Here is a 14,506-nt window from a genome sequence, read left to right on the forward strand (position 1 = left end):
GAGTTTTGTGCGGTTACTTCAGCGGGGAATAGTCCGTCGGCTTGAGGAACTCGGAGACCACGCCGCCCTTCGCTTCCGTCAGGCTGCCGCCGCCCTTCTCCTCGCTCGCCTTGCGCGCCGCGAGCCAGTCCGCGTCCTTGCGGAACTCGTCGAACGATTTCGCCGCGGCGTCCTTGCTCTTGTGCGCCAGGAGGTACACGAGCAGCGTGTCCGCGCTCTTCTCGCCCTTCGCCACGTTCCAGTACACCACGTTCGTCATGCCGTACTTCTCGAACAGCTTGAGCGTGTGGTTCTTGAACCGGTCGTTGAGGTTGCCCAGGTTGTCCTTCGTCGCGATGTAGGTGCGCAGCTCGAACACGCGGTCTTCTTTGCTCTTCTCGATCTTGAACACCGGCGAGTAGTCGGTTTCCGTGAGGAACAGCGAATCGATCTTGTCGACCAGCTTACCGTCCTTCTCGCTGTCGGCGTGGGCTTTCTTCCACTCCGGGTCGGCCCCGAACGTCTCGAACGACTTCTTGCGCGCGTCCTTGTTGGGGTACGAGACGAAATAGACGAGTTTGTTGTCCTTGTTGTCGATCGGCACGAAGTAGGCGTGGTTGGTGATCCCGTGCTTCTCGAACAGCTTCAGGGTGTGGTCCCGGAACCGGGCGTTCAGCGCGTCGAGCTTGCCCGGCGCCGCGTAGTAGGTTCGCATCTCGTACAAGCGGGCTTCCTTTTCGGCTGCGGGGGCGGGCGCCGGCGCGAGTAGCGCGACCAGCGGCGTGAGGGCGACCAGTGGGAGCAGGCGCATGGGGCCTCCAGTGAGAGGGAGCAGAGGGTACGAGAGGCGGAGGAATGGCCCTCCGCCTCTCGTACCCTCACTACTCTCGTACCCTCTCACTTCTTCGGCAACTGCGGCAGCACGTCGGCGGTGGCGTAGCGCTCCGGGTCCTTCTCGAAGCGCTCCTTCGCGGTCGCGTTGTAAAAGTACACTTTCACGCCCTTGTACGTCGCGGACGGATCTTTCTCGGAAATCTTCTTGTCACGGTACACCGGGCAGAACTGCTGCTCGATCCCGCGCTTCGGCAACTCGACGCCCGCGAGTGCCGGAACGAACTTCGGATCGAGGTACGCGGCCGGGTCGCGGCGGTACTTCGCCACGCACGTGTCGCAACAGAGGTAGATCTTCACGCCCTTGTACGTCTCGAACTTGGACTCTTTCGGGTCGATCTCGTCCTTCGTCATCACCGGGCAGAATTTCTGTTCGACCGGCGGGGCGGTGGGTTTCGGCGGGTCCGCGTGTACGGCGGATGCGCCCAATAGCACGAGGGCCGCGACGTGGGTCCGTAGCATCGAATTGGCTCCGAGGGTGTGACGGATCGGAGAGGTAGTAGCGGGTAGGCCGGAGTATTTTACCGCGAGCGACCGGGATGAGACAATACGCGGGCGGGTCGAGTTGGTGTTTTGGGAGCGGGATCATCACGCCAACGTGCCCGATCACCCACCGCGAAGAAAAGAAAGCGCGACGATCAGGAAGACCATGTTGGCGACCGCGATGGCGAAAAAGAGCAGCGCGAGCCGGGACAGGTCGTAGAACAGTTCGCCGAGCGAAAAGAGCGGCCGCGGCTCCAGCGTGTCGCTCTCGGTTTCGGCGACTTCGGGGAACGTGGGCCGGCCCGAAATGCGCGCACGGACCCGTGGGGGCACGTCGTCCCACCAGCGGCGCGCGTCGGTGCCGTCGTTCCCGTTCCGCATGACCATGAGCGAACTTCCCTTACCAGGGCCTCTGCGCGTGTGTTCGACCGCCGGGCGGTTCGGTACTGAACGAATAGCACGGATTCGGGGGCGGCAGAATCCAGAGAGGAAGTGCCTCTGAATTCTAACCCCGAACCGGCGCTAGTGGTATCGCAAAGTTACCGAAGCTCGGGTGCTCCCGAAGTGCTCCCGGCCGGTGCGGAAAATAGGAACGCGCGTGCGCGGGATCAACCCCACGTCGGCGGGAGGCTCGGTGCGGGCGTCGGGGCCGGCGGGTTCACCGGGTACGGAAGAGCCGGGTTCTCCGGTGCGGTTCCGGGTTGTGGTTGTTCCACATCCGGTGGAATGGTAGGTGTCGGCACCGGGTGCGGTTGGGTCGGAACGTCCGGTCCCGGTGCGGGCGGAATATGTGGCGAACTCATTTGGGTACTCCCTTAGCGCGGCGGAACGGGCGATGGCAAACGACGTTCTGTCGCAATCGCTGTGCCGAGTGCGCGCGTCCGTCTGTGCCGGGTGCGCGGAGCGGGCCGTCAATTTGGTGCGCCGGAGTCTCTTGTCCCGGCGCTCGCGACGAGCGAGAATGCAGCGATAGTCCCCGCCCGAGTCAGGGTGATTTCATGCGCGCCCGGTTGGTGTCCGCCGAAGGCGGCCCGTTCATCGACCTGCTCAAAGACATGACGCTCTTCGGCCGGGACGAAGATTGCGACGTGCGCCTCGACCACAAAAGCGTCTCAAAACTCCACTGCGTTATCGTAAAAACCGACGGCCTATTGTTACTCCGCGACCTCGGGAGCACGAACGGCACGCGGGTCAACGGCCAGCGCGTCCGCCGGGCGGCGCTGCTGCCCAACGACACGATCGCCATCGCGAACATGAAGTACGTGGTCAAGTTCGGGGTCGAACTCGAAAAACTGGAGAACGAAGAAGCGCCTGCGAAGGGGAGCAAGAAGGACGCCGCAACGCACCAACTCCGCCGAAACGCCCTCCCCGACGTATACCCCGAACAGAAATCGCCCAAGGGGTAGCGCAGAGCCGGGACGAAAGACGGGATGGCCACAAAAGGGCACAAAAAAGGACAGAGGACAGAGGACAGAGGACATTGTTTTGTAGCCCCGGATGGGGCGACCGATCGTAGCCGGGGGTGAAGCGCTAGCACAACCCTTGGTGGACTCCATTTACGGTGAAGTGAACCTTCTGTGTGAGCAGTGCGTCTCTGAGGAACAACTTGAACGCGGAGACGTACCGATGCTGACCGACCGCGACCTGCTGCTCCGCGCAATTCTCGCCAATCCCGCGGACGACCTCCCGCGCCTCGCGCTCGCCGATTGTCTTTAACGAATCCGACTGTTACCTCGACGCAACTCGCGCCGAGTTCATCCGCGCCCAGTGCGCCGGTGCGCACGCGGAGGCTCTCGCACTGTTCACAGCGCATGCGTGGCAGTGGGCCGGGTTAACCGCGCCGCCCGATAAATGGAAGTGGTGCGCGGCGACCGCGATCTCGAACTTCGAGCGCGGGTTCATCACGCGGCTCTGCCTCAATTCTGGCAGTTTGGCCGGGGTGGTCCCGTTCCGACAATTGATCGTGCGCGAGCCGGTCGCGGACGTGGTGTTCGATGTCGCCAGTGCCGGGCCGGAGCGCGCCGTGGACGCGCGCACGCTGCTCCCGTTCGCTCACCCGGTGGCTGTAAAAGTTGTGCGCCTGCCGAGCAACAGCCGCGGGCAGCAAGATGCGTTCTTCGCCGCGCTGATCTCGTCGCCCGTTATGGCGTCCGCGTTGGACGTGACACTTGCAGGGTTGTACCCCGGCCGCACGGGAACTCCGCTCGTGTCTTGGTTGTCGAAGTCGCCGTTTTTTGGTCGCGTGCGGAACCTGAATTTGTCGTACAACTGGTTCGGCGACCCCGAAGCGTGTGATCTGGCTCAAAGCCCGCGGCTCGCGCGGGTCGAGCGCCTGTCGCTCGCGCATAATCGCATCGGCAACGCGGGCGCGCTGGCCCTGGTGCGCTCGCCGCACTTGCGGAACGTAGCGCACATCGATCTGTCCGGGAATCGCATCGGCGGGGACGGACTGGCCGCGCTCGCCGCGCGATTCGGAGGTGGGTTGGTGGCGTGAGCGCTGATCGCTTCTTGTGGTCTTGTGGTTTTGTAGGGTGGGTCAAGGCTTTGCGCAGGCCTACCACCTCCCAGCGTATGGCGAACGCGAAGGGATGCGACGCACGTGGCCCGCCGACCACCCTACGAGTCAAAGACGGGCTGGTGGGCCTGCGCAAAGCCTTGACCCACCCTACAAAACCACAAGACGCGGGCAACTCACTTCGCGACGCTGAACTGGTACACGGTCATCTATCATTCAATTCTTGCAGGCTTGGGCGTGCCCGGGTAAACTCGCACGGAGTATCACCAGCCGTCCCAAGAGAAGCGGAAATGGCCCTTGCGTACTCCTACCTGCGATTCAGTTCGCCACAGCAAGCTGAGGGTGACAGCCTCCGCCGGCAAACCGAGAGCAGAGAGAAGTGGCTCGCCTCTCATCCGGAAATCCAGCTCGACACGTCCCTCCTGCTGGAGGATCGGGGGCGGTCCGCGTTCAAACGGCGGGACTGGGACACGTACGCGCTCGCTGCGTTCCTCCGACACGTCGAGAGCAGCCGCGTCGCGGCCGGCTCTTACCTGCTGGTCGAGAACTTGGACCGCTTGAGCCGGGAACACATCCGCACCGGGGTTAAGCTGTTCATCGAATTACTCGACCAGAAGATCAATATCGTAACGCTCACCCCAGAGAAATTGTTCCGGCACGACTCGTTGGACCTGACGGACATCATCATCGCCGTCGTGGAGTTGAGCCGCGGTCACTCGGAGTCAGCGGTGAAGTCGGCGAGATGCCGGGAAGCATGGGAGCAGAAGAACAAGGAAGCCCGAACGTGCGTCGTCACCAAGAGGCTTCCGGGCTGGATCAGGCAAGGTGATGACGGTCGCCTCGTTCTGGACCAGGCCGCGGCGAAGATCGTCCGGCGTGCGTTCGACCTGGCGCGTGACGGCTACAGCGTGATCGGGATCGCCAAGCTGTTCAACTCTGAGAAGGTTCCTGTGCTGGGGCGGAAGACGATGCCCGAGCGTGGGGAAAAGCACAAGCCCAAAGGCGAACGCAAGCAGAAGCCGGTAATGTGGTCGCAGCCGACGCTCTACGGCATCCTTACCTCGCGCGCGGCGATCGGTGAGTACGTCCCCTACCAGACGACTAAGCGGCCGGACAAGCCGGTCGGCGAGGCCGTTCCCGGCTACTACCCCGCAGTGGTAGACGAAGACACATTCCACGCGGTCCGGGCGGCGTTGGCAGTCCGGGCGAAGGTCGGTCGCGGGCGGCGCGGCAAACACATCAACCTTTTTGCCGGTCTCTTGCGGGACGCTCGCGACGGTGGAGCTATCACCTACTGCCACCGTCGCGACTCGTGTGAACTGGTCCCGGTGAGCGTGAAGCAGAATGGCACACAGACGTGGGCGAGTTTCCCGGCGGTCGCCTTTGAAGACGCGATCCTCTCCAAACTGAAGGAGGTCCAAGCCGCCGATGTCGAAGGCGATCGCGGCGAGGCCCGGCGGAAGGTGGAAGCTATCGCCGGAGAACACACCGAGGCCGAGCAGAACGCGAGACGGTACAAGGTACGGTGCGATGGGGCAAAGACGGAGGAAGAGTTCAACCTGTTCGCGGACAAGGCGGTCGAGTGGGACCGGAAGCGGGTGACGCTCGCGACGGACTTGGAGCACGCCCAGCGCGAAGCAGCCTCGCCCCTGTCCGAGTCGTGGGGCGAGTTCCGCTCACTCGCCGAGCTGCTCGCCGAGGACAAGTCGGACGACCTCCGTATCCGCGCACGGGCTGCGCTTCGACGGGCGGTCGAGAGCGTTCACTGCCTGTTCGTGGGGAAGCGGGTGCGACTTGCTGCTGTGCGGATTCAGTTCCACGGCGATTGCCACCGCGAGTACCTGATTTCCTATACGCCCGGCCGGTCGAACAAGAGTGTCAAGCGACCCGGTCAGTGGGCCGCGGAGTCGTTTGCCGATGCCGGTCTAGCCGGCAGAGCCGACCTGAGCAATCAAAGCCAGGCGAAGAAATTTGAATTGCTCTTAGTGAAGCACACCGCAAAGAAGTAAACTGTCAGCCGACTGGCCGCGTGGAGTAGCTACCCGCGGGCCGCGTCGGGCCGGTGCGAACCTCAGAGCGCATCGGCCCGACGCGGTTACCGGCCACACTCTGAGGGGCGCATCCATGCGCGAACAAATCCTGCGAGAACTCGCGGCCGTTGACGCAATGGAAGCTGCTGCGAGCGCCGCCGCACGTCGGCACGGATACGCGACCGATGACGACCTGAAAGTGATGCGTGAGTGCGCGACGCGACGTACAACTCTCACGCGGCTATTCCGCGAGATGGAAGCATCGGAGACGCCAGACAACGCAACAATTTGGTATCACGGCGATCAGGGGTATTCGGTCAATGGCCGGCCGGTATCAGTCACCGATGAGGAACACAAGGTACTCCAGGTGTTCGCGGAGAAACAAACCGCGATGAAACGGTCCGAACTCGAAGAAGCTGCCGTCATCTCGAACGCGCCTCGTGTCCTCACGAAACTCGCGAAGTCCTACTCAGAGGCGTTCGCAGCGGCTATCCGCCGGCCGGGCGGTAAGGGCAAAGGCGGCTACTTCGTTCGCGTACTTCCGATTGGCGAGCGGGAGTAGGCGTGTACCAAACGCGTACCAAACACGTACCTACCCGGAATCCACAACTCAATTCACGTCCGCAATGATGCCTCCGTCCTCACCCGGACGGAGGTATTCCATGACCGACCCTGTCACGTTGATCCGTGACCTCGACGCGGACACCATTCGCGATCGGCTCGAAGCGATCGAGCACGAGCGCCGTGCACTGCTCGTGTTGTTACGCGCAGCGCTCCGTGCGAAGCGCTGCATGCCGACGATGTCTATGCCGCCAACAAAGCCGACCGGGGGCAAGGTGGTACGGACATGAAGAATACCGCCACCAACACCGGCAAGATTAGCGCCACCGCAAACACCAACGACGAACTCCGCGACCTGCTCCGGCGCATCCGCGACGATCCCGATGCGGGCGAGTGGGGCGAATGGGCGCGCCGCCTGATGGAGGGCGACGCTGAGCGGAAGCGTAAGGCCGCCGAGCGGGCACGGGGATCACCAAGACCCGAACCCGCTGGGGCATGAACGGTGAGGCGAGCGCGTGGCTGGGGGCCGTCGAGGGACTGGGGGAGGTTCACCGGCGGCTCATCCGTGTCGTGATCGAGAACCGGCCGGCGGTCGAAGTCATGCGCGGTCACGACGTCAAGGGATGCCTGATGTACTGCGACCCGCCCTACCCGGCCGGCACCCGCTCGTCCCCCGACGTGTACGGCGAGTACGAGATGACCGACGACCACCGGGCGTTCCTGGCGGTCGCCAAGTCGATCAAGCACGCCAAGGTGCTCATCAGCGGCTACCCGTGCGAACTCTACGACAAGGCGCTGAAGGACTGGGGCCGGCACGAGTTTGACGTGGCCAACCACGCGGCCGGAGGGAAATCGAAGAAGCGCATGAGGGAAGTGGTGTGGACCAATTATTGAGCCGGCCCGAGTCGTCACGCTGCGAACGCGAGCCCCCGATCACAGGCGGTGGAGAAGTCAATAAGTAGGCGGTCGGGACTTTCCCGACCGCCTACTTCGCCTGCGCCAAAGCCCGTTAGGGGTGCATGTGGATGCGTGCGCGCGGTGTTCTGCCCGCTCCGGTCGAGGTGTCTCAGAACATCGTCCGCTGGCGCTGGTCGGCAATCCAAACGTACTTGGACAACCTGAAGACCAGGAAGGCGTGTCGACCAGGTCGATGATGACCGAGGTGTCGTGCACGTCGGCGATCAAAAGTTGAAGCCGAGTGTGACTTCGCGTGCAAGTGCTCGGCAGACAGGACAATGAACCCAAAAAACAATGGCGGCCGGGTGTATCAGGCCCGACCGCCGCAACCCAACACTGAGAGGGAGACATGCGTAGTGTACACAAGAGTCAGCCTTCCCACAAGCGAAAGGAGCCAGGGGAAGACCCGGCGGCAAAGCCAGAAATCGACGACGGCCAGATCGACTGGCGGGAGCAGACGTTCAACGGTGGCCTCACGGGGCCGGTCGAAAAGGTGTCCACGCCCCTCGAACTCATCACGCAACTGCGCATGGTGATGGTTGACATCGACCCCAAATACCTGAACCCGATGCTCTTCGCGTCCGGGAAGGGCTCGCACGCCTCTCGGCTGTACCACAAGACTGTTAGCCTCTGGCTGGACCGGCACCCGCTCGGGAAGAAGGCCGAGGTACGGCACACGGGGTCGGGGCTCCACGCCCTCTTCCACCTCGAACCGATCGTCGTGTTCGGCAACACCGCCGACCGCGACCGCTGGGCCGTGGTCGTCCGGGCGGTGCAGAACGCCCTCCCGAGCGACCCGAACGCACCGGGCCTGACGGCGCTCACCCGGCCTATCGGATCCACCAACTCGAAGAACGATCGCAAGGTAAAGCAACTTCGCGCCGGCGAGCCGATCACGCCGGAGGAAGTTCTCCGGTTCGTTGACGAACTGCGCCGCCGCCCGTTCGCGACGGTCGCTGGCATCCTGCACGGGGCAGACCGCATCACCCCGTGCCCGGTCTGCAAAGCGGACGGGAGCACGCTGGCTGCCCGCGACCGGGTCGGCCGCTGTTATGACTGCGGGACGGTCGAACTGGTGCAACTCTTCGGCCCGCTCATGTCCCCGCCCTCAACCGAAGGGGAGGAGTGAACATGGCAAACAAAAAGAAAGCGTCAAAGGCGGCGAAAGTCCCGAACACCGCAGCCCAACTGGCTGACCAACTGACCGCCGCGCTGCGTACCCTCGATACACTCCCCCTGTTTGGCGCGCGGGTCCTGGTTGTCGTCCGCGGCATCACGCCGGGCGGGAACTTCATCGTTCCGGCCGAGAACGTGATCCAGCAGATGATTCCGGTCCTGGTGCCGCCAAGCGGCTCTTCGAGGGTCTACGCCTACGGCCAGACCGTCGTTCTCGACACGACGGTCGATGGTCAGGATTCGGCACTGGTTCCCCTCCGCAGCGGCACGAAGGTCGAATCGGTCGCTCCGGCGTACCTGGCGAACCTGATCATCTGCGAGCACGAGAGTGGGGGCGTGACCATTCAGTTCAGCTTCCCGCCCAAGGCGCTGGCGGTGCTGCTGAACGCCGAGCCGCTCAGCCGGGCGCTCACCCGGATCGATCTGTACGCCCGGCGCCCCCTCTTCTCAAGCGACTTCACACTCCTCGGTCCCGGATACCACCCGAAGTACCGGATTTTGATCCACGGACCGGAGATCGAACCCGACCTCGAACCCTTGGCAAACGCCGCCGCGGCGCTCGACCGACTGCTGCCGCTGCTGCGCGAACTGCTTAGCGACTTCTGCTTCCGGGAACCGGCCGATCTGACCAACTACCTGGGCCTGATGCTGACCGGGCTCCTGATCAACCACTTCGTGATCTGCCTCAAGGGGGTGGCTTTGGTCGACGGCAACCAACCAGGCGTGGGCAAAACGCTCCTGATGCGGGTGCTGGGGGTCGTCATGGACGGGGTTGACCCGAACCTGATCCACTACACCCCGGACGAGGAGGAACTTCAGAAACGGACCTGTGCCACGCTCCGCCCGGGTCGGCAGACGGCACTCATCTACGACAACGCGAAGCAGCCCAGTGGTACACCGATCAGCAGCCCGACTATCGAGGCGAACTCGATGGCTCCGGAGATCTCGCTACGCATCCTTGGAGTCTCCGAAAACTACGTGCGCCCCAACGACGTGATTTGGGCAATCACGATGAACCAAACGCGGGTGAGCCCTGACCTGATGAGCCGCGGATTGCCCATCCGACTGGCCCACGACGGCCCGCCCGAAAAGCGTGTCTTCACTGGCCCGGACCCGATCGAGTTCGCCCGCGAACACCGCCTCGGGATTCTCGCCGAACTGGCGGGCTTCGTAGTCCGCTGGAACCAAGCGGGCCGGCCCGAAGGCAGCCGCTCCCACCGGTGCCACCGGTGGGCCAAGATCATTGGTGGCATCCTCGAAGTGAACGAGTTCCCCGATTTCCTGGCCAACTACGAGGAGGCGTCGGGCACATTCAACGCGGAGTTGGAAGACCTGACTCTGCTCATTGAGGCGGTACTGGCTCAGCCCGAGGGGCCGTTCGTGGTCGTCGAACCACCGGAGGATGACCAGTGACACAGAAACCGAACCCGGCACGGGCGCTGCCCGCGGCGAAGTGGGTGCCGATCCTCGACGCCGCCGGGCTTACCCCACAGGCCTTCGCCGACGCGAAGACGCCGCACGCCAGGGCGATCAAGATCGGCCAGTGGCTCAGTGCTAAGGTCGGTCGTGAGACGCCCGTGCACGTCGGCGGCAGGAACGGTACGGCCGTGCTCCGCGTGATAGGCGCGCGGGCGAACGAGAAGCGGTACTACTTCGAGGTCACATGGGACAGCGCTGCACCGGCCGCGCTGCCTCCGCCGCCCAAAGGGGAACCGTCCAAGACCAAGAAGAAACCGAAGCAGAATGAGAAACACAAGGCGAAGGCCAGGCCGTCGGCCAAACATAAGCATAAGGCCGGCAACGACGAGGCGTGGTAGCGCGATACTCAGGGACGAACATGATTGCGGTTGGTGAATGTGGTGAATAGGTACGAGCCTCCCCAAAAGCGAGCGGGGAGTCCCGCCACACGGTGGGGCTTCGGCGCGGACCAACGCGGCTCCTATTCACCTCATTCACCACTTCTCGGCGCAACACCCTGACCCATCGACTGATTTTACACGACCATTGTTCCCACGAAATATTCACGCGAGGTGGTATGGACGTCGAATTCGGAGAGCGAACTTACCCGTTTCGCCCTTGGAAGCCAGAACTAGGGCAGGTCTTAACGCGGACGTTCAGCTTCGACTGCGAGACCACGATGATTGACTGGGAGCGACACTGGATCACCCCGGCGTACATCATCGGCGCTGCGTTCGATGGAAAACAGGGCTACTTCGTCTCTCGCGAACATGTGGCGGCGTTCTGGAACGCCCACGACGAAGCCGGCGCGGTCTTCCACAACGCCGCCTTCGACCTCGACGTGATCCGATTGGTCGCTCCCGAATTGGACGTGTACGCGAAGGTGGATGCCGATTTGGTCTGGGACACGTGGCTCCTCCACAGGCTCTACGCACTCGCGATTGAGGGTCACACCGCGGGCAACGAGGGGCAGGCGACACTGGAAGCCTGCGCCGAGCGATATCTGGACATCAACCTTCCGAAGGACGTGATTGATGATTCTGGGCAACTGGTCCGCACGTCCTACGGTCAGTGGCTGAACAAGCCACTCGCCAAAATGTCGGCGGTGTACCTGGAGTACCTGGCCAAAGATGCGATCGCCACGCGACAGGTGTTTAAGAGACTCACCAAGAAAATCGACGAGTTGTTGGGTGATTGTCGCGGTGTCTGGGGGTACGTGTCCGACGAGTGGTCCCACGAGTGCCGAGAGCGCTGGGGGCCACTCACCCACCACATCCAGTTGCGCGCTGCGATCGTACTGAAGGAGATCACGCGCAATGGGCTGCACATCGACCTTGCGAGGCGGGACGAGGCCGTCCCCATGCTGAAGGCCCAGCGGGACGAGGTCGAGTCTCACCTTCGCGACCAGGGCGTTCTCACCAAGGGAAAAGGATCACAAAAGGCGTTGCAAACCAAGCTCCAGAAACTGGCAGCGCTGCACCCGGCGGTTAACTTCCCCAGGACCGAGAAAGGATTGTTCGCGACCAGCGCGGAGGCGCTGCACGACCTCGTCGAGTACGTACCGTTCGTGAACGACCTGCTCAAGTACCGGGCCTTGGACAAGCTACTGGAGACGTTCCTCAACAAACTCGATCGCGGGGTCGTTCATTCGTCTTTCGGGGTACTCGCCCGGTCGGGCCGGACGTCGTCCTTCGGCGAATTGAACGCCCAGAACCTGCCGAAGGATGACCGCATCCGCAACTGTTTCGTACCGTCGAAGGGGCACGTGTTCCTGGACCACGACTACTCGACTATTGAACTGGCCGCATTGGCCCAAGCGTGTGTCTCTCAGTTCGGCTGGAAATCGGAAATGGCAACACGCATCAACGCCGGCGACGACCTCCACCAGGTGTTCGCCGGCTTTGTAACCCGCAAGCCGCAAGAGGAAGTGACAGCGTCTGAGCGCGCCCGCGTTAAGCCGATTAACTTCGGAAAGCCCGGCGGCATGGGACCGCGATCGCTCCAGACCTACGCGAAGATGACGTACGGGATCGAGTACACCGAGCATGAAGTCGCGGAACTGTCCGAGCAGTGGCTCGACCTCTTCCCGGAAATGCGCGAGTTTCTCAAGGACACGGTCGATACCCCGCTCGAACTCGCCCGTGCGCTGGACCTGACCCTGGTGGGCCACCATGAACACACCGACGACGACCGGATGCTGCGCCACCCGCAGAACGCCGGGCAGGGGCACCGCCCCAACCCGATCCTGGGGATGATGTGTCTCAGGGCACTCGGCAGTGACGACCCTCGGACGGTGAAGGGTAAACCGTACACGCCCGCGTGCGTGGATTACTTCTGGACCAAACTCGGGCACCTCACCGAGGGACTGCCGGAGAAATTCGCAAAGGCGATCCGCGAGCGGACGCCGTCGAAGGCACTCCAGCGGTTCGTTTCGTCGCATGTCGGGCGCGCCGGAGTATTCGTTCTCACCGGCCGTATGCGAGCCGCGGCTGGTTACACCGCGCGGCACAACACCATTTTCCAGGGACTGACCAGCGACGGTGCCAAGATCGCTTTGTGGAAAGTTTGGCGGAAGGACTACAAGATCGCCAATTTCATCCACGACCAGATCCTGGTCGAAGTTCCCGCCACGGACGACCTGAAGGAGCACGCCGAGCGAATCAAGAAGTTGATGATCAAGGGCATGAAGGAAGTTCTCCCGGACGTGAGGATCGACGTCAAATACGCAGCCACCGACCGCTGGCGGAAGAAGGCCGAGGCCGTCTTCGACGAACAGGGACGGCTCCGCTTGTGGCACCCGAAGAAAGATCGGACGGTATCTCCACGTTCTGCGCAACGGAGCGAGAAGCAAAAGAGCGTGTCGGTGAGGGCATCTGGCTGACACAATATCGCCGAGTTGAGCGTCGAAGCCGAATTCCGGATTCGCACTGTCTTTCGTAACTATAATTTAGCAAATTTTAACAATTTAATACTTGGACGGCAACCTTCACCGCATTGATCCCAGCCGAACTTAGTGGCAGCAAGCAAAAAGCGCTTTTTTAAATCGAATCACCGAGAAGAAGTGGGTTCTGCGGGGAATCGGACCGGCTCTACCGAGAGGCCGATTACCCGAGCACGGGGTGGATGGCACACCCAGGGGCGGTCAAGATCATGGTGGCGTGCCTGCGCGAAGATACGGGCGATCGGCACTGCCCTGACCGATTGGAATAACGGTCCCAGTAATCCAGACCCGGCTCAGTTCGCTACGCTAAACAAGTATCTGATCGGACCAGGGCCAGAGCTACTTGATACCCGGTATCGAGCGGATCGCGGCTATCGCGGACGGTAACGGGGGGCGGAAGCGGCGGGGAACGAAGTATCCGTCGGGACGAGCAGAAATTCAATTTTTGACAGTTGTCCACACGGCACTGGGTAAAATTCCTCACTCGCCTATCCCCACCGTCTCGTCGGTCTTCGCATTATAAAAGTGCACCCCGTGCCCATTCGATCCGTGTCCCACTTCGTTTGGCAGGTGCTCCGAGCCGCAAAGCGTAGTAAAAAGCATTTGACCGGTCGTGCCCCTGCGAATTTCGCCGAGTCGTCATTCAAAAGATGGCGGTTTCCTGGCCGCGTTAGTGGAGGAGGGACTACTGGTTCGTGTGACCGGCACTGCGGAAATCCCATTCGAGGCCACGTACGCTCTCACGGAATAAGGGGGAGTTCGCGGCCGAGTACGGGGAGTGTGAGTACCAGCCGAAGCGAAGCGTCACCGCATCTCCAGCGCCCCCGGTTCCGCTTCCCACCACACCCAAGGGCAAAAAGAAGCGGTAGTGTTCCCTCCGCGTTCTACTCAACGATCAGAAATCAACTCCGATAACGGCGAGCCACGTCAGGAAGTTCACGACGGCGGACAGACCCACCAAGAAGCTTCCTACTATCGCGGCCAGAAACCTACGTCGCGTTGCCACCACCAGAGCCACGGCGAGGCAGAGGTGTGCGATCAGCAAGCCATTGAGCACAGCGCGGGAGAAGTTTTCCCCTCGCAATCGATCGCGTCCCCTTTTGTTTGGAGTGTCCACTGCACAATTCATTGCCACGGTGATCGCAGGGAGGAGCACCTGCCCGAACAGGAGCAGGAGGGTTGCCCAATCTCGCAAGGACCAGTTCATTGCCCACCCCGAGAGGCGCAAAAGCCTTTTAACTCCCGAACCGTGAACACGGGCCATACTTCCAACTGTTTAGATCGATGACCGTCAACAGGGCAACGAGAATGGTACCGACTACGAACGCGACACCGAAAGCCATGAGCAGCCACTGACCGAGCGGGCGGTCCACTTCACCGCTTACTTCTTCTGCCGTTTGACGGACGATTCACGGGGCACCACCCTAACAATTTTCGAGCCCTGTTCTCCGAGCTTGTTCAGTTCCTGTTGGGCAGTTCCATCATCCGTGGGCAAATACTCGATCTTGTGCTCCC

17 protein-coding genes are annotated in these 14,506 nt (G+C 62.3%); 12 read left to right on the plus strand and 5 right to left on the minus strand.

The window, feature by feature from the left end:
- Window positions 1-13 precede the first annotated feature (13 nt).
- From J8F10_RS21225 to J8F10_RS21240, 4 genes are all read right to left on the minus strand, one after another.
- A complete protein-coding gene (locus J8F10_RS21225) occupies window positions 14-790 on the minus strand; it encodes an NIPSNAP family protein (protein ID WP_210657166.1) in 777 nt (258 codons plus the stop codon).
- 86 nt (window positions 791-876) lie between these two features.
- A complete protein-coding gene (locus tag J8F10_RS21230) occupies window positions 877-1,332 on the minus strand; it encodes a hypothetical protein (protein WP_210657168.1) in 456 nt (151 codons plus the stop codon).
- 144 nt (window positions 1,333-1,476) lie between these two features.
- Window positions 1,477-1,740, minus strand: a complete 264-nt coding sequence (locus J8F10_RS21235) for a hypothetical protein (RefSeq protein ID WP_210657170.1) — start codon at window positions 1,738-1,740, stop codon at window positions 1,477-1,479.
- Window positions 1,741-1,961: 221 nt separating this feature from the next.
- The gene (locus tag J8F10_RS21240; protein WP_210657173.1) at window positions 1,962-2,156 is read right to left on the minus strand and encodes a hypothetical protein; all 195 of its coding nucleotides are present in this window, start codon (window positions 2,154-2,156) and stop codon (window positions 1,962-1,964) included.
- 195 nt (window positions 2,157-2,351) lie between these two features.
- On the opposite strand from J8F10_RS21240, the gene J8F10_RS21245 reads away from it, so the two are divergent.
- From J8F10_RS21245 to J8F10_RS21300, 12 genes are all read left to right on the plus strand, one after another.
- Window positions 2,352-2,759, plus strand: coding sequence for an FHA domain-containing protein (locus J8F10_RS21245; protein ID WP_210657174.1), 408 nt, complete (start codon window positions 2,352-2,354; stop codon window positions 2,757-2,759).
- A gap of 220 nt (window positions 2,760-2,979) precedes the next feature.
- Window positions 2,980-3,069, plus strand: a complete 90-nt coding sequence (locus J8F10_RS21250; RefSeq protein ID WP_210657176.1) for a TIGR02996 domain-containing protein — start codon at window positions 2,980-2,982, stop codon at window positions 3,067-3,069.
- A 247-nt stretch (window positions 3,070-3,316) separates the two neighbouring features.
- On the plus strand, window positions 3,317-3,847 hold the full coding sequence (locus J8F10_RS21255; protein WP_210657178.1) for a hypothetical protein: 531 nt from the start codon (window positions 3,317-3,319) through the stop codon (window positions 3,845-3,847).
- A gap of 311 nt (window positions 3,848-4,158) precedes the next feature.
- The gene (locus J8F10_RS21260) at window positions 4,159-5,877 is read left to right on the plus strand and encodes a recombinase family protein (RefSeq protein WP_210657181.1); all 1,719 of its coding nucleotides are present in this window, start codon (window positions 4,159-4,161) and stop codon (window positions 5,875-5,877) included.
- A 115-nt stretch (window positions 5,878-5,992) separates the two neighbouring features.
- Entirely contained in the window at window positions 5,993-6,460 is a 468-nt protein-coding gene (locus tag J8F10_RS21265) for a hypothetical protein (protein ID WP_210657183.1), read from the plus strand.
- Window positions 6,461-6,560: 100 nt separating this feature from the next.
- Entirely contained in the window at window positions 6,561-6,749 is a 189-nt protein-coding gene (locus J8F10_RS21270) for a hypothetical protein (protein ID WP_210657185.1), read from the plus strand.
- Window positions 6,746-6,958, plus strand: a complete 213-nt coding sequence (locus tag J8F10_RS21275; protein WP_210657187.1) for a hypothetical protein — start codon at window positions 6,746-6,748, stop codon at window positions 6,956-6,958. The genes J8F10_RS21270 and J8F10_RS21275 overlap by 4 nt, the downstream gene beginning before the upstream one ends.
- On the plus strand, window positions 6,955-7,353 hold the full coding sequence (locus tag J8F10_RS21280) for a DNA adenine methylase (RefSeq protein ID WP_210657188.1): 399 nt from the start codon (window positions 6,955-6,957) through the stop codon (window positions 7,351-7,353). The genes J8F10_RS21275 and J8F10_RS21280 overlap by 4 nt, the downstream gene beginning before the upstream one ends.
- Before the next feature lie 412 nt (window positions 7,354-7,765).
- On the plus strand, window positions 7,766-8,545 hold the full coding sequence (locus J8F10_RS21285; RefSeq protein WP_210657191.1) for a hypothetical protein: 780 nt from the start codon (window positions 7,766-7,768) through the stop codon (window positions 8,543-8,545).
- Between the two features lie 2 nt (window positions 8,546-8,547).
- Window positions 8,548-10,005, plus strand: coding sequence for a hypothetical protein (locus J8F10_RS21290; protein ID WP_210657193.1), 1,458 nt, complete (start codon window positions 8,548-8,550; stop codon window positions 10,003-10,005).
- Window positions 10,002-10,409 (plus strand): hypothetical protein, encoded by a 408-nt coding sequence (locus J8F10_RS21295; protein ID WP_210657195.1) that lies wholly within the window; start codon window positions 10,002-10,004, stop codon window positions 10,407-10,409. Before J8F10_RS21290 ends, J8F10_RS21295 begins: the two co-directional genes overlap by 4 nt.
- A 320-nt stretch (window positions 10,410-10,729) precedes the next feature.
- Window positions 10,730-12,931, plus strand: a complete 2,202-nt coding sequence (locus tag J8F10_RS21300) for a DNA polymerase (protein ID WP_210657197.1) — start codon at window positions 10,730-10,732, stop codon at window positions 12,929-12,931.
- A 955-nt stretch (window positions 12,932-13,886) separates the two neighbouring features.
- Here the strand turns inward: J8F10_RS21300 and J8F10_RS21305 are convergent.
- Window positions 13,887-14,198, minus strand: coding sequence for a hypothetical protein (locus tag J8F10_RS21305; protein ID WP_210657199.1), 312 nt, complete (start codon window positions 14,196-14,198; stop codon window positions 13,887-13,889).
- Between the last annotated feature and the right edge of the window lie 308 nt (window positions 14,199-14,506).

This window comes from Gemmata palustris, from assembly GCF_017939745.1.
Taxonomy (GTDB): domain Bacteria; phylum Planctomycetota; class Planctomycetia; order Gemmatales; family Gemmataceae; genus Gemmata; species Gemmata palustris.